At 60.8% G+C, this 15007-nt stretch carries 12 protein-coding genes; 9 read left to right on the top strand and 3 right to left on the bottom strand.

Annotated elements, in window-relative coordinates:
- Positions 1-165: 165 nt before the first annotated feature.
- Positions 166-489, top strand: coding sequence for an ATP-dependent Clp protease adapter ClpS (gene clpS, locus BW995_RS19125; protein ID WP_076402040.1), 324 nt, complete (start codon positions 166-168; stop codon positions 487-489).
- Between the two features lie 245 nt (positions 490-734).
- A complete protein-coding gene (gene clpA / locus BW995_RS19120; protein ID WP_076402039.1) occupies positions 735-3035 on the top strand; it encodes an ATP-dependent Clp protease ATP-binding subunit ClpA in 2301 nt (766 codons plus the stop codon).
- Between the two features lie 403 nt (positions 3036-3438).
- Here the strand turns inward: clpA and BW995_RS19115 are convergent, their stop codons facing one another.
- Entirely contained in the window at positions 3439-4254 is an 816-nt protein-coding gene (locus BW995_RS19115; RefSeq protein WP_076402038.1) for a metallophosphoesterase family protein, read from the bottom strand.
- An 89-nt stretch (positions 4255-4343) separates the two neighbouring features.
- Here BW995_RS19115 and BW995_RS19110 point away from each other — a divergent pair, with 89 nt between their 5' ends.
- Genes BW995_RS19110 through BW995_RS19095 form a run of 4 tightly spaced genes read left to right on the top strand, consistent with a single transcriptional unit; the run spans position 4344 to position 8791 of the window.
- Positions 4344-4910, top strand: coding sequence for a polysaccharide biosynthesis/export family protein (locus BW995_RS19110; protein ID WP_076402037.1), 567 nt, complete (start codon positions 4344-4346; stop codon positions 4908-4910).
- Positions 4888-5859 (top strand): NAD-dependent epimerase/dehydratase family protein, encoded by a 972-nt coding sequence (locus tag BW995_RS19105; protein ID WP_076402036.1) that lies wholly within the window; start codon positions 4888-4890, stop codon positions 5857-5859. The genes BW995_RS19110 and BW995_RS19105 overlap by 23 nt, the downstream gene beginning before the upstream one ends.
- On the top strand, positions 5835-7331 hold the full coding sequence (locus BW995_RS21180) for a right-handed parallel beta-helix repeat-containing protein (RefSeq protein ID WP_076402035.1): 1497 nt from the start codon (positions 5835-5837) through the stop codon (positions 7329-7331). Before BW995_RS19105 ends, BW995_RS21180 begins: the two co-directional genes overlap by 25 nt.
- Complete coding sequence (locus tag BW995_RS19095; RefSeq protein ID WP_076402034.1) at positions 7328-8791, top strand: WecB/TagA/CpsF family glycosyltransferase; 1464 nt, start codon at positions 7328-7330, stop codon at positions 8789-8791. The genes BW995_RS21180 and BW995_RS19095 overlap by 4 nt, the downstream gene beginning before the upstream one ends.
- Here BW995_RS19095 and BW995_RS19090 read toward each other — a convergent pair.
- Both BW995_RS19090 and BW995_RS19085 read right to left on the bottom strand, forming a co-directional pair.
- Positions 8766-9917 carry a hypothetical protein gene (locus BW995_RS19090; protein ID WP_139333011.1) on the bottom strand — a complete coding sequence of 384 codons (1152 nt, stop codon included), beginning with the start codon at positions 9915-9917 and terminating at the stop codon, positions 8766-8768. The two genes, BW995_RS19095 and BW995_RS19090, sit on opposite strands and share 26 nt — an antisense overlap.
- 73 nt (positions 9918-9990) lie before the next feature.
- Positions 9991-10704, bottom strand: a complete 714-nt coding sequence (locus BW995_RS19085; RefSeq protein WP_076402032.1) for a hypothetical protein — start codon at positions 10702-10704, stop codon at positions 9991-9993.
- Positions 10705-10880: 176 nt separating this feature from the next.
- Between BW995_RS19085 and BW995_RS20900 the strand changes: the two genes are divergently transcribed.
- The 3 genes from BW995_RS20900 to BW995_RS19075 all read left to right on the top strand — a co-directional run bounded on the left by BW995_RS20900 (position 10881) and on the right by BW995_RS19075 (position 14911).
- A complete protein-coding gene (locus BW995_RS20900) occupies positions 10881-11066 on the top strand; it encodes a hypothetical protein (RefSeq protein ID WP_175617133.1) in 186 nt (61 codons plus the stop codon).
- A 52-nt stretch (positions 11067-11118) separates the two neighbouring features.
- On the top strand, positions 11119-12453 hold the full coding sequence (locus BW995_RS19080) for an outer membrane beta-barrel protein (protein ID WP_076402031.1): 1335 nt from the start codon (positions 11119-11121) through the stop codon (positions 12451-12453).
- Positions 12454-12709: 256 nt separating this feature from the next.
- Positions 12710-14911, top strand: a complete 2202-nt coding sequence (locus tag BW995_RS19075) for a GumC family protein (protein WP_175617132.1) — start codon at positions 12710-12712, stop codon at positions 14909-14911.
- Positions 14912-15007: the final 96 nt, after the last annotated feature.

Here is a 15007-nt window from a genome sequence, read left to right as displayed (position 1 = left end):
GGCAAACAGGTGATCTGGCCAAAAAAAGGAGGCGTAAAGATGTGGCACTCTGTTGACGGGCTTTGCGTTCTGACAAGGCAGCCCATAAACTTGGGTCTTCTTTCACGGCCAAGGGGCAGAAATGCCCTGAACGCTTCAGAGGGTCTTTTACAGGTTTAAAGCACAATGAGCGACCACGACAAGGATGATGACCAGAACGGCTTTGGTACCGGGTTGATGACCCGCCCGACCGTCAAAAAGCCGTCGATGTACAAGGTGTTGATGCTGAACGACGACTATACTCCAATGGAGTTTGTCGTGCATGTTCTGGAACGGTTTTTCAGCAAGAACCGTGACGAGGCGACCGAAATCATGATGCATGTTCATCAGCGTGGTGTCGGGGTCTGTGGCGTCTATACCTATGAAGTTGCTGAAACCAAGGTGATGCAGGTGATGGATCTGGCCCGCCAGAATCAGCACCCGCTGCAGTGTACGATCGAAAAAGACTAAAACTGTCCGGGCGTCTCCCCCTGACGCTGTTTTTGAGACAGAAGGGTTGTTTTTCAATCGGTTCGACAGAACTCATCGTCTGAAGAACAGCCCTTGGATGATGTGTGTGGTAATGTGATGTGTACGGTGGCGACCGCACCCGCCGTTTCTGGCTCCAGAGACTGGCACGCACTTTGCTTCAATCGAAACTGTCCCACAAGCGTTGATACACTTGCTTGGCAATAACGGCAGAGGGGTACCGACAGATGTTGTCCCGGAATCTGGAAAAGACGCTCCACAAGGCCCTGTCGCTGGCTGGCGAACGGTCGCACGAGTATGTGACCCTTGAACACCTGCTGCTGGCTCTGGTCGAGGACCCTGACGCTCTGGCGGTCATGCGTGCCTGCGGGGTTGACCTGGAAAAGCTCGGCGCTGACCTGCGCCGCTTCATTGAAACCGAACTTTCCGGCCTGTCGTCACCGACGGCGGGCGATCCGACACCGACCGCTGGTTTCCAGCGGGTGGTGCAGCGTGCGGCGATCCATGTGCAGTCGTCGGGCCGCGAGGAAGTCACCGGTGCCAATATCCTGGTAGCCCTGTTCTCTGAACGGGAGAGCCATGCGGTTTATTTCCTGCGCCAACAGGACATGACGCGTCTGGATGCGGTGAATTTCATTTCACACGGCATCGCAAAACGCCCCGGTTTCACCGAATCCCGCACCGTGCATGGTGCCGAGGAAGGGTCGGCGGAGGAGGAAGTCGTGAAAAAAGGTCAGGAAGCTCTGGACGCCTATTGCGTCAACCTCAACCGCAAGGCCACCGAAGGCAAGATCGACCCGTTGATCGGGCGTGAAGCCGAGGTCGAACGCACCATTCAGGTGCTGTGCCGCCGGTCGAAAAACAATCCGCTGTACGTCGGTGATCCCGGCGTCGGCAAGACCGCGATTGCCGAAGGTCTGGCCCGCCGGATCGTGCAGGGCGAAGTCCCGGAAGTGCTGCTGGATGCGATCATCTATTCGCTCGATATGGGCACCCTGCTGGCCGGAACCCGCTATCGCGGTGACTTTGAAGAACGCCTGAAGCAGGTGATGAAGGAACTGGAGGCGATGCCGAACGCCGTCCTGTTCATCGACGAAATCCATACGGTGATCGGTGCCGGGGCGACCTCGGGCGGATCAATGGATGCCTCGAACCTGCTGAAACCGGCGCTGGCGTCGGGGGCCATCCGTTGCATCGGCTCGACCACCTACAAGGAATTCCGCAGCCACTTTGAAAAGGACCGCGCGCTGGTGCGCCGGTTCCAGAAAATCGACGTCCCCGAACCGTCGATCGAAGATACCGTCAAAATCCTGCGCGGCCTGAAGCCCTATTACGAAGAACACCACAACGTCAAATACACCGCCGAAGCCATCCGTTCGGCTGTCGAGCTGTCGGCCAAGTACATCGGCGACCGCAAGCTGCCTGACAAGGCCATCGACGTGATCGACGAAGTCGGCGCGGCCCGGATGCTGTTGCCGGAAAGCAAGCGGCGGAAGACCGTCACGGTCAAGGATATCGAAGACGTGGTGGCCAAGATCGCCCGCATCCCGCCAAAGTCGGTGTCCACCGACGACCGCGAGGCGCTGCGCAACCTGGAACGCGACCTCAAGACAATGGTGTTCGGGCAGGACGAAGCCATTGTGGCCCTGTCCAGTGCCATCAAGCTGGCTCGCGCCGGGCTGCGGACTGGCGACAAGCCGATCGGGTCGTACCTGTTCTCCGGCCCGACCGGGGTGGGCAAAACCGAAGTGGCCCGCCAGATGGCGCGCTCGCTGGGGGTGGAACTGCTGCGCTTTGACATGTCGGAATACATGGAACGGCACACCGTTTCCCGCCTGATCGGTGCCCCGCCGGGCTATGTCGGCTTTGATCAGGGGGGCCTGCTGACCGATGGCATTGACCAGCATCCGCACTGCGTGTTGCTGCTCGACGAAATCGAAAAGGCCCACCCGGACCTGTTCAACATCCTGTTGCAGGTGATGGACCACGGCAAGCTGACCGACCACAACGGCAAGCAGGTCGATTTCCGTAACGTGATCCTGATCATGACCACCAACGCCGGTGCGTCGGAAATGAGCAAGAACGCCATCGGCTTCATGCGGGAAAACCGGACTGGCGAAGATCGTGCGGCGATCGAGCGCCTGTTTACCCCGGAATTCCGCAACCGTCTGGATGCGATCATCCCGTTCGGCCCGCTGCCGATCGAAGTGGTCGAAAAGGTGGTCGACAAGTTCGTGATGGAACTGGAAGTCCAGCTCAACGAACGCCATGTCACCGTCGAGCTGACCCCGGAAGCCCGCCAGTGGCTGGCCGAAAAGGGCTACGACAAGCTGATGGGCGCTCGGCCGCTGGGGCGGGTGATCCAGGAAAACATCAAGCGCCCGTTGGCCGAGGAACTGTTGTTCGGCAAGCTGATCAACGGCGGCCACGTCGAAATCACCATCAAGGATGGTGCGCTCGACTTCGTGATCTCCCCGGCTGGCAAGTCTTCGTCAGCGGCCAAGGAAACCGAAGCCGAACCGGCGTAAGGCGTTTGTTTCTCTCTGTGATACTGCTGTGGGGCCGCTTTGGCCCCACAGTCATGTCTGCCGGGTTTCCTTCCGGTCGTATCCTGTGGCGTCCTGTTTCGCAGGACACCACAGTTTGAAAACAAGAACGGGCTGCCGCCCGGACCTGCTCGGGGCCTGAGGCCCCGAACCCCCATTTTTTCTTTTATGATCAAAGGAATGGGGTCTGGGGCCGGTCGGCCCCAGCGAGGTTTGGAGCAGCGCTCCATAATCTTGTTTTCTGTTTGCCCTGTACTGTGGTCATATTTGACCCACACTTCTCTAGAGCATTTCTCGGTCTCCAAGGATCACGACAAATGCTCTAATGACTTGCTATTTAAGCAAATACGTCGTCGCAGATGTGTCCATCTGCTCGGGATTTGCTCTAGAACGGGCGGAGACAGGGAAACGACAGGACTTCCCGCTGGTTGTCCCGCAGGCGAATGCCACTGAGCGGGCTGCCGGAGTAGGCGCCGGTGTCCAGACCGATCCGCCACGGCAAAACCGTCGGCTGGGCCTCGATGGTGTGCCCGTGTACGACGCACTTGCCGTGCCAATAGGGCTGTTCGAGAAAATCCCCCCGAATCCACTGCATGTCTTCCTGGCTTTGGCGATCCAGCGGGATGCCGGGGCGCAGGCCGGCATGGACGAACAGATAGTCTCCGGCCAGATGCCGAATCGGCATTGATTGCAAAAAGGCCAGGTGCGCAGGCGGCAGGGCACGCGCAAAGGCGTCGCGGGCGACCATCAGGTCGCGGTGGGCGTTGCTGGCTGGCGGGGCAACGCCATAGCTGGCCAATGTTTCACAGCCGCCATACTCCAGCCATAGCAAATGGTCCTGTGGAGCCGTCAGAAACCCCTGCATGACCACCTCATGATTGCCAGCCAGAAAAATCCAGTCAATCTGTGGGTGAATGGTCGGCAAGCGCATCAGGCCATCAAGGACGGCGCGGCTGTCTTCTCCACGGTCCACGTAATCCCCTAGAAAGACAACCTTTGATCTGTAGTGCGCAGAGCGATCGTCTTCCGCGTATTTCACTATGGAATCAATAGCTTGTTGCAGTTGTCTGATTTGCCCGTGAATGTCCCCAAAGGCGTAGAGGGTGGTCTTGCGCGGGGCGTAGACCTGATGGGACTCTGGAATGGTTGCAGGGTCGGCGGATGCCGAAGGTGACAGGAACCGTTTTAAAAAGGACAACATGGCGTGCTGGCACAGCTTCTCAGGATCGGGGGATGCCGATATAGTGGCACGAAATGCTTCGGCAATGAACCTTTAGGAACGAACAGCTCATGCGTTATTTTGCTACTCTGGCGTTAATGGTTCTGATGCTTGCTGGCTGCAGTGGTCGCCCTCTGCCGTCGGTGAACGCTCCTGACAGCGTGGGGGATTTTATCCAGCGCTATCAGCTGGAGCCGGGCAACCGGGTGCGCGTGGTGGTGTTTAACGAACAGAACCTGTCCAGCGAGTACCTGATTGACTCGGCGGGCAACATCAACATGCCGTTGGCCGGAACGGTCCGCGCGGCTGGCGGAACCGCCGCCGCCCTGACGGAAAAAATTCAGGACGCCCTGATCCGCAGCAATTATCTGCGCGATCCCAAGGTGACGGTCGAAGTCCAGACCTATCGGCCGTTCTATGTGCTGGGTGAGGTCAAGCAGCCGGGCGAGTATACCTTTACGGTGGGGATGAGCGTTCTGTCCGCCATTGCCCGCGCTGGTGGCTATGATTACCGTGCCCGCGAGGAGGAAGTCATTCTGTTGCGCATCGTTGATGGCCGCGAGCAGGAATTCCGCGCCATCGAGCGGACGCCGATTCTGCCGGGGGACATCATTCGTGTTACCGAACGCCACTTCTGATCACGCTCCGGTTCTGATCACCGGCGGGGCGGGGTTCGTCGGGACGCCGCTGGCCAGCCTGATCCAGCAGGTCAGGCCGGTGGTGGTGGTGGACGACCTGTCCGTTGCCCGCACCTTGCCAGAGGCGTCGGACAGGTGCGTGCCCTGTCAGGCTGATATCCGTGACCGTCAGGCGATGAAGGACATTCTGCTCCGTCATCGCCCGGCAACGGTGATCCATCTGGCCGCGATCCACCACATTCCGACCTGTGAGACCAATCCGTTTCTGGCCACCGAAGTCAATGTGATGGGCTTTCAGTCGGTACTGGATGCCTGCGCCGAGGCTGGATGCAGGCATGTGGTGCTGGCGTCCAGCGGGGCGGTCTATGACTGGCACGATGGTCCGCTGGACGAAAACAGCCGTCTGGGGCCGTGCGATGTCTATGCTGCCTCCAAGGCAGCCAATGAACACCAGTTGACCGCCTGGGTACGGGCGGGCAAGGGCCATGGCTCGATTGCCCGCATGTTCAACGTGATCGGTCCGAATGATCCGAATGGTCATTTGATCCCCGATATTCTGCGCCGTCTGGATGCGGCACAGGGCAACGATCTGGTGCTGACGATGGGCAATCTTGATCGTCGCCGTGATTTTGTCGATGTGCGGGACATGGCGGCGGGGTTGCAGGCGCTGGCCAACCGGTCCTTGGGAGCGGAGCTGTCGCTGGAGGTGGTCAATCTTTGCCGGGGGCAGGATTACACCGCCGAAGATATTGCCCTGCGTCTGGCTGCCCATCGCGGGCTGCGGGCGACGGTGACCAGTGACCCTGCGCTGCGGCGGGCGGTCGACCGTCCGAGCCAGTTGGGCAACCCGGCCAAGGCTGAAAGGCTGCTGGGCTGGAAGGCAGAACGCGATCTGGACGACAGCATCGCAGCGATTGTTGCTTCGTGGCGCACCCGGCTCGCCGCCTGATCCGCCGTTTGGGGCGTCGCCGCTTTTTGCGACTGCTGGCCGCAACCGCAGCCGGGGGGCTTGCCGGGGGTGGGGTGGCGCGCCTGCTGTTGCCGTCTGATAACGGGCAGGGGGCTTCTGTCCGGGCCTTTGGGGCCAAAGGTGACGGCGAACACGATGATACGGCGGCTTTACAGCGGGCGATCGAGTCCGGGGCGGCACGGCTGGTGTTCCCTGCCGGGCAATATCGCCTGACGGCTCCGCTGGTGGCACGGTCGGGGCAATGCTGGCAGGGGGACGGGGCAGCGCGCTCGGTCCTGATTGCCGATGGTCCGGGAACCGAAAAGCCCTTTAATCTGGTCAATGCCGACCCGTCCGGGATTTTGCAGGATCTGGCCGTGCAGGATTTGGGATTTCGCGGCAACCGGGGACGGCAACTGGTGGTGTCGCGTTCGGGGCAGGAAGGCTTTCTTTTGCACCTGCGGACGGCCTTGCGCACTGTCGCCCTCCGGCGCTGCCGTTTTGAGCATGGCGGCGACGGGCATAGCGGTGGCGGTGGGGTGATGCTCGGCCCGCGTCCCGAGGTTTCCGGGGGGCAGAGCGTGCAGGACCTGCTGATCGAAGACTGCGTTTTTGCCGATAACAGCAATGTCCCCGGACTGTATATCGCCAGCGCCACCAGCAGTCAGGAGCCTGCCATGGGGGGCGGTATCCGGGTGGTCGGCAACAGCTTTTCCGGTGTGGTCGGCTCGGTGAAGGTGCAGAACGCCATCTATATTCTGGGCGGTAGCCCGCATACCGTGTTGCGTCATGTCGAGATCAGCGGCAACCGCTTTGAGTTCGCAACGCTGGTTGATGCGGCGATTGAGCTGAACTGGGTCGAGGATTTTGTCATCGCCAACAACACCGTGCATTTTGATGCCGCGATTGCCAACAGCTCGGGCATTTTGCTGCGCGATGGCAGCCGTCATGGCGTTGTGCAGGGCAACGTGTTGAGCAGCACCAGCCGCGAGCCGACTCTGAGTGGCATTGTCCTGCTGAATTTTGCCCACCCGCAGACCATCGACGCGGTGATCATCAGCGACAACATCGTGCAGGGTATGGCACGGGCGATTGCGGTGGACCGGGGAAGCCGGGCGATCACCGTGCAGGGCAACCGGCTGGATGGCGGTGATGGCGGCGACATGCGGCGCACCGGTGTGCGGGTGGTTGATGCCAGTGCCGTGCGGGTGCGGGATAACGTCTTCAGCGGACTGGCAAAGCCGTTGGAGCTGGCGGTGGGGGACCGTCCGCAGTCGGTTTTGCGCGGCCTTGAAATCGACCGGAACCGTTTTGAACGCTGTGGTGAAGACGGCCAGCCCTTGATCCGGGCCATTCTGCCGCCAGCACTCCAGCGGTTGCAGGTCGAGGATCTGTTGATCCGCGATAACAGCTTTGACCGGGTTTCGGCAAACCATCTGGTGCTGGACCCGGTGATTGAAGGAACATCATGAACAGGGCAGGAGATCAGGCCGGGCTGATGGGGGGGCTGTGTCGGCTGTGTGGTACCAGCACCGGGCAAGCCGGTCAGGGCTGGGTGACCTGTGGCACCTGTGGTGCTGTCTATCGTGACCCTGTTCCGCTGGCTCAACCGGGGCAGCCAAGGGCGGAGAATGAACAGCGGTTGCCGCAAAGGGCATGGCGGCGGGCGCTGGCGCTGGCGGCCGACCTGCCTGCAAAGCCCCGGATTCTGGATGCGGCTCCGGCAGGGGGGGCATTGTTGGCCGCGCTGGCGACCCTCTGCCCGCAGGCAATCCTGATTCGCGGCGATGCCTTGCCGTGGGCCGAGGTGGTTGCCGCCGGGCCTTTTGATCTGATCCTGCTGATGGACAGCCTCGACGTTGTGCCTGAACCGCTGTCTTTGGTGCGCCAACTGGCGCGCGTGCTGGCACCACAGGGGCGGCTGGTGATCGAGGTGAGCGACGGTGAGGCTGATAGCCTGCTGCGCTTGACGTCGGCATCGTTAGGCTGGGCCCTGAACGCCGCCGGGCTGCGGGGAATCCCGGCCAAAGCCGGGCAGGCCAGACTGGCGGGGCATCTGTGGCAAGAAGCTGTTCGTGACGCTGAGTCTCACGACAGCTCTCAGGGCGGGCGTTCTCTGGTCGATCTGCCGCACCGGCTGCCGTCAAGGCCGGGAGTCGAATGGGACCGCTTGCTGTCCAGCGAGGATCAGCGGGCCTTTTATTGGGGAATTCCGTTTGAAACCCATTGGACGATGGCGTCGTTGGTCGCGGCCGGGGTGGAGGCGATGCGAACCCGCCGCTTTTTCCGTGTCGCTGATCTGAATGTCGCCAAAGTGGTGGAAGCATGGGGGGATGCGGATTTCCGGCACGCTCTCCTGACCGCCGATGCGGCGGTGGTCGACGGGATGGGTGTGTTGTGGGGACTGCAATGGTTAGGCAACGAGGTGCGCGAGCGCACCACCGGCGTTGACCTGCTGACGGTGGTGATGGCTCGCTGTGCAGAACAGGGATGGCGGCCCTATCTGATCGGAGCCCGTGCCGAGGTCATGGAGCGGGCGGTGCAGTGTTTGCGCTTGCGCCATCCGGCCTTGCAGATTGCCGGGTGGCACGATGGCTATTTTTCCGCCGGGCAGGATCAGGAGGTCGCGCAGCAAGCGGCAGCCAGCGGAGCCGACTGTCTGATTGTGGCTTTACCCTATCCCCGGCAGGATCTGTTTCTGGAGAAAATCCACCGCCAGACCGGCATCCCGTTCGCGTTTGGGGTGGGGGGCTCACTGGATGTGCTGGTGGGGGATCGACGGCGGGCACCGCTGTGGGTGCAAAAATGCGGGATGGAGTGGTTCTATCGCTTGATGCAGGAACCTGCCCGGCTGGGGCCGCGCTATGTCTCTACCAACTCACGGTTCCTGTGGGCGCTGTGTCGGCTCAGGCTGGCGCGGAGGACGGGGTAAGGGCACGGAAGCTGCGCCGCATCTGTAGTGCAACCAGTGTCACGACCAGCAGCCGTAATGTCAGCATGGCTTCCAGCGGCAGCACACCACTGAGCGAGACCTGAACGATGGTTGACAGCGGGACCACAACCAGCATCAGGTGGGTGACCGGGCGTTCTGCCGCGCGGGCAAACAAAAAGGCAAAGACGGCCCCTTCGCCGACGCCGAAAACCCATTCACAGGCAAAAATCACCACCGCTGCCCGGTGATCCGGCAGCCAGACGATGGCCGTGAGCATGATGGTCAGTGCGATGGCTCCGCTGAGAAACAGCAGTTTGTGCAACAGGGGAACGAATGCTGCCGGGGGCATGTCGCCGGTGCGGGCTGTCGCTGGGATCAACAGGCGATCAAGCTGGCTGAGGATACCGGATAACGTCTGCAGGACCTGCACGCCCAGCAGTACAACGGCGAGCAAATCCGGGCGGATGGTGCTGACGATGAACGGCAGGGAGCGGTCGTGCAAGGTGCCAACCAGCGACAGGGCCCACAGACGCATGGCGGCGGGGGGCGGCAAGGATCGCGGACGGCGGGGGCACAGGGTCGCTGGTGGCAATCCTGCCCACTGTCCGATGATCACCTGCAGGATCAACCCGGCAGAAAAGGCCAGCCCGATGCCCATCGCGCTGTGGAGGGGGAGCACTGCCGCAATCAGCAGGCAGAGCAGACTTTGCAGCACAAAGCGGCTGAAGAGGGCAAAGGATGCCGTGCGGATGTGCCCCAGCCCGAACAGGATTGGCAAGGGATTGGCCACCGAGGCCAGCAGTCCGGGAATACCCCACAGCAGGACGCTATGGGCGGTGGTCGGCGCGGGGGCAGCCCACGCAATGGCCACCCATGCCAGTACGAAGGCGATCAACACGCCGACAAGGCGGCTGCCGGTCGCCATTTGCCAGCGTGGCAGCCAGTCGTCACGGGTGGCGCTTTCGCGCAGGAAATAGGTGCCGAGGCCGATCTCACCCAGGAAAACAACACTGTTGGCGGCCATCAGGCCCAGCCCGAGCGAAACGAACGCCTCTTTGCCCAGCAAGGCGATCAGGGCCAACTGGCAGGCAAAATTACAGGCTTGCCCAAGACCCTGTGCTCCCACTGGTCCCAGAGGATGGAGAGCCCGTCGCCATATCGTATGAAAAGCCGGAGTCGACAGAGTGCCTCAGCCCCGCTCAGGAGGCTGTGCCGCGGGCAACGATGCTGTCCTGAACCGAGGCCGGCAGCGGTTGTTTGGTCAGAATGGCGGTGATGACCTGACCACTTTCGGCCATGGCTGCCGCGATTTGCGGGTTCGCCGAGGCCTGGGTCAACGAGGCGGTCACACTTTGGACGGCATTGGGGGCGGCGGCGGCGATCGCTGGCGAGGACACCGAGTTGTAGGCGTCCGACATCACTTGCAGGGCCGCCGTCGGGGCCACCTGAAAGACCTGCGGATTGCTGGCAACCTGGGTGGCGGACACGGAAATGGCGGCGCTGACCGCCGGGGCCACCTGCTGGACCACCGGATTGATCGCAATACGGTTGGCGCTGACCACCAGCGACAGGGCGCTTTGCGGTGCGGCGGCGATAACGGCGGGTTGGGCGGCAATCGTGCTGGCGCTGGCTGCCGCTGCTGCTGCCGCTGTGGGGTTGGTGGCGACCATGCCTTCGGCCGCGGTCATCACCTGACCCGCCAGCGAGGCCATGGCGGCGGGATTGCCCTGTGACAGGGTGGTGATTGCCCGCTGGATGGCGGCACTGTTGCCACTGAGGACCGCAGCCTGCAGGGCAGGGGGCATGGCCTGTGCCGCAGCCCGGCTCTGGCCGGCGGCCTGTTGGGCATGGGCGGGCAGGCTGACCACGGCGAGAGCCAGGGCGCTGGTGAGGCAAAGGATGAGCGGGCGCATAAAACCTCCGGCTGCGTTCGTGGGATCAGCAAGTCTGGCGATCATATAGCACGCTGTACGATGCACGCAAGAATAGGCTCTGGTTATAGGGTACAAAATTTCAGGGTATTTTTCCCCGACAGGATGAACATCCGCCTTTGTATCTTGATGGTTCTGTCGTCATCCCCGCAGGATTGGTGGCATATCTGCGTGGCGAGAAAGCTGTTGATGATTTTTCTGCCCCGGATATGGCGATCAATAGCCCTTCAATCTATCTGTTTCATGCTCATCTTGATGGAAAAGAATGGCATCCCGCACCCGTTCTTATCGTCAAGGTTGTTGTTGTCCTTGACAGAAAAACTCAAGAAGCTATACCTCGATGAGATTTTTCTGGAATGCAGGGGCTTGGGTCTGACGGACCTGAAAGGGCGGACAATGTCATTGATTCGGTATATGGCGCTGACCAGTGTGGTTGCTCTTGTCGGGGTGGCTGGTGCGCCTGCATGGGCAGCAGGGGACGAACGTGCGTCGGAAGTAAATGCCGCCGGACAGAAAAAGGAAGACGTCCGCAAGCAGAAAGACGGCTTGCTGCCGCCGAAAGAGGCCCTGGATCAAAAAGATACCGACATTGCGCCGGATGCCTATCAGCCCCACGGCTATGAGATGGGCTCGTTCCTGTTGTTCCCGAAGATGGAAATTGACGTCACCGGGAACAGCAATATTTATGCGACCAGCACCGATGGCAAATACGACACCATCACCACCTATCGTCCGGAAATGATGCTGAAGTCCCGTTTTGATCAGCATGAAATCGCGGCCACCGTGCGGGGTGAGCGGAAAGAATACAACATTCATGACCGCGAAAGTGTCACCAACAGTTTTGCGTCGCTGTCTGGCCGCTATGATTTCAACAAGGCCGACAATGCCAGCATCCTGTTATCCTATGTGAAGGATCACGAAAATCGTGGCAGTCTGGATGATGCCGGTGGTTTGCGCCCGACAGAATACCAGTATTTGACCGCCAATCCGTCGGTGACGGTCAATTTGGGTGACCTGAAATCAACGGTTGCCCTGTTGGCGGTGAATCGTAACATCGATGACACCCCGACCAGCGCCGGTATCGAGCCATCCCACTTCCGTAACCGCAATGAGTATGAACTGTCCCTGCGGGAGAGCTATGAATTCATTCCGGGCTATTCGTGGGTTGGCGAAGGAACGTATCAACAGCGGCGCTATCGCCATGAGCAGGACCAGCATGGTCGCCAGCGTGACAGCGACGGCTATCGGGTTTCCACCGGGATCGGGCTGGATGTGTCCGAGCTGATTCGCGGTGACTTCCAGTTGGGCTACATGGAGCGGGATTACGAAGACCGCACCTTCTCGGACCCGTCGGGCTACTATGCCCGGGCGCAGTTCAACTGGATGCCGACCAAGCTGACCACCGTCCTGCCTACTGTTGAGCGCAGCATTGACGAAACGACCGCTGTCGGGGCGTCGTCGGTGATCCGCACGGCGTTCAGCACGGAAATCCGCCACGAGTTGCAACGCAACGTGATCCTGGGCAGCAACCTCAGCTACGAAATCAATGATCAGCAGGGGGGAACCAACCTGGAGTCGCAGATTTTCGCGGCCTCGGTGCGGGGGACCTATCTGTTCAACGAAAACCTCTATTCCTCGGTCGAGCTGGGTCAAAAGCGCAAGATTGCCAGTCTGCCCAGCAGCGGCTTTAATCAGACCACCGGTATGGTGCGGTTGGGGATTCAGTACTGATCCAGAGCAGTGAGCGCAAAAGTGGGAACCGGTTTTGCGCAGAATCACTGCGGCACTATAATCAGAGCAGTGAGCGCAAAAACGGGAACTGGTTTTGCGCATCATCACTGCGGCACGACAAAAGGTTAGACCAGGGTGCGTCAGATTTGACGCACCCTGGTTCAGGGCTGGGAACAGGAGTGCTGCGCAGCATTCCGGCTGATGTGGTTTGACAGCGGAGACAACGGCATTGGCCGGATTGCTGGGTGAGAAAAGTGTGAGTCCCGACCTGTTCCGGCGACGTGCCCGGTGGGCGCTGGGCGTTGTCAGCCGTGGGCGCTGGGTTATCGTTGCCGTCTTCCTGCTGATGCTGGCTCCGGCGATAACCTATCTGTACAAGGCCGAACGCCTGTATACGGCACGGGTCAGCGTTCTGATCGAAGCCCCGGATATTGGCGATAACCTGCTGGAACGCTCTTACGGCAAAAGCCGTCTGAACGAAGCCGCCGTCCAGACCGAAGCCGACATCATGCAGTCGCGGGCTCTGGCTGAGAAAGTCATCGGCAAGCTCGATCTGGATCAGGACCCCGAATTCAATACCACGTTGCGCCCCCCCTCCCTGATCGGGGAAATCTTTTCGGCCATCAACCCGCTGCCTTATCTGGTCGGGCAGACCAGCGGCGAGCAGGCTCTGTCCCCGGAGGGCAAGGACCGTGTTCTGCGCTCCCGTATCGAAGGTATGTTCCTGTCCCGGCTGCTGGTGACCACCTCGCGGCGTTCGTATGTGGTGACGATTGATTTCACTGCCAATAATGGTGAAAAGGCGGCCCGCATCGCCAACACTCTGGCTGACATGTACATCGTGGACCGGCTGGATGTCAGTCTGGAAGAAACGCGGCGGGCCAACCAGTGGCTGAGCCAGCGTCTGGAAGAGCTGCGCCATGATGTGGCGATTGCCGAGCAGGCAGCCGAAGGATTCCGCAGCAAACATAATCTGGCCTCTGTCCGCAAAGGCGACCGCCAGCAGAGCGTGCTGGACCAGCAACTGGTCGAGTTGAACAGCCGGTTGGTGCTGGCGCGTTCGGACTATGCCCAGCGACAGGCCCGTTCGGCACAGTTGCGGGCGGGCGGAGCGGTGGAAACCTCGTCGGATGTGCTGCAATCCTCGCTGATCCAACGACTGCGGGAACAGGAAGCCTCCACCCAGCGGGAACTGTCCGAGGCGCTCAAAAGCTATGGTGAACAGCATCCGCGCATCATCGGCCTGCGGGCTGATCTGCAGGAGCTGCGGTCCAAGATCGGGCAGGAAATTTCAAAGGTCGGCGTTTCGTTGACGGCGGATACCGAAGCCAGCCGGGCGGCGGTTCAGTCGCTGGAACAGCAGATCAAAGACCTGCAAAAGGGTTCGAATACCGCCGGGGAATACGAACTGCAACTGCGGGAACTGGAACGGCAGGCCGAGACCAGCCGCAGCCTGTATGAATCGTTCCTCGGCCGTTACAAGCGTGATGCCGAGCAGGAAAACATCCAGCGCGCCAATGCCCGTGTTCTGTCCGAAGCGGCAATCCCTGTGCGTCCCTCGTCGCCGCGCCAGATGCGGGTTATCGCGCTGGCCTTCATGATGTCGTTTTTTGGCGGCGTCGGGCTGGTGTTCCTGCTTGACCGCCTGAACGGGCGCATTCGTTCGGCGGAGGAAGTCGAACAAATCACCGGTTTGCCGCTGTTGGCCAGCATTCCGCGGGTGAAAAGCGCGAAAAAAGAGGCGCTGACCCATGCGATTCTGGATGCTCCCCGCTCTGGTCTGGCCAATGCGTTCCGTTCCCTGCGCGCCGTTCTGGATACCCCGCAAGGGAGTACGGGCAGGCAGGGGGGCAAGGTAACGCTGGTGACGTCTTCGGTGCCGGGCGAAGGCAAGAGCTTTGTGTCGCGTAATCTGGCCATGGCGTTGGCGGCGGTTGGGCGGCGGGTGCTGGTGATTGATGGCGATTTGCTCCGTCCGACACAGCATCTCCTGTGTGGAGTTACCCCCGAGAGGGGCTTGACGCAGGCTTTGCTGGACCCGGCACTGGACCCGTTGTCCCTGCTGATCCGGGATGAACGGGGCGGATTTGACCTGTTACCGGCGGGGAAGATCGAGGTCTTTTCCGGCAATGCGCTGGCCAGCGGGCATTTCGAGACTGTTCTGGCCGCGCTGGCATCGCACTATGACCGCATCGTGATTGATGCCTCGCCCTGCCTTGCGACCACCGATGCACAGGCTCTGTGTGCCGTTTCTGATAGCGTGGTCTTTGTGGTGAAGTGGAATGAGACGCCACGGGATGCCGTGCTGGCTGCACTGGCCTATCTCGATAAGGTTGGGGCTCGGGTGAACGGGATTGCCCTGTCGCAAGTGAAATTGCCCGCCAATGGCCGGGGCGGCTATGGTTCCTACGGCTACTATGGCAGCTATGGTGCCTATGATGGCTACGTTAAAAACTGAGCTGAGAGCATTGTGCGAAAAGTGGGAGCCGGTTTTCGCAGCACCAATGCAGCAGAACAAAAATTTAAATCAGCGTGCCTGCGTCAGACTTAACGC

It is taken from the genome of Insolitispirillum peregrinum (assembly GCF_900156605.1).
In the GTDB taxonomy this organism is placed as follows: domain Bacteria; phylum Pseudomonadota; class Alphaproteobacteria; order Rhodospirillales; family Rhodospirillaceae; genus Insolitispirillum; species Insolitispirillum peregrinum.
The sequence above is the reverse complement of the archived record's forward strand: the minus strand, read 5'-3'. Positions and strand labels throughout refer to the sequence as shown.

What these genes read in the sequence shown, in the direction of transcription:
- clpS (WP_076402040.1), top strand. Translation starts at nt 166, where the DNA reads ATGAGCGACCACGACAAGGATGATGACCAGAACGGCTTTGGTACCGGG.
- clpA (WP_076402039.1), top strand. Translation starts at nt 735, where the DNA reads ATGTTGTCCCGGAATCTGGAAAAGACGCTCCACAAGGCCCTGTCGCTG.
- BW995_RS19115 (WP_076402038.1), bottom strand. Translation starts at nt 4,254, where the DNA reads ATGTTGTCCTTTTTAAAACGGTTCCTGTCACCTTCGGCATCCGCCGAC.
- BW995_RS19110 (WP_076402037.1), top strand. Translation starts at nt 4,344, where the DNA reads ATGCGTTATTTTGCTACTCTGGCGTTAATGGTTCTGATGCTTGCTGGC.
- BW995_RS19095 (WP_076402034.1), top strand. Translation starts at nt 7,328, where the DNA reads ATGAACAGGGCAGGAGATCAGGCCGGGCTGATGGGGGGGCTGTGTCGG.
- BW995_RS19085 (WP_076402032.1), bottom strand. Translation starts at nt 10,704, where the DNA reads ATGCGCCCGCTCATCCTTTGCCTCACCAGCGCCCTGGCTCTCGCCGTG.
- BW995_RS19080 (WP_076402031.1), top strand. Translation starts at nt 11,119, where the DNA reads ATGTCATTGATTCGGTATATGGCGCTGACCAGTGTGGTTGCTCTTGTC.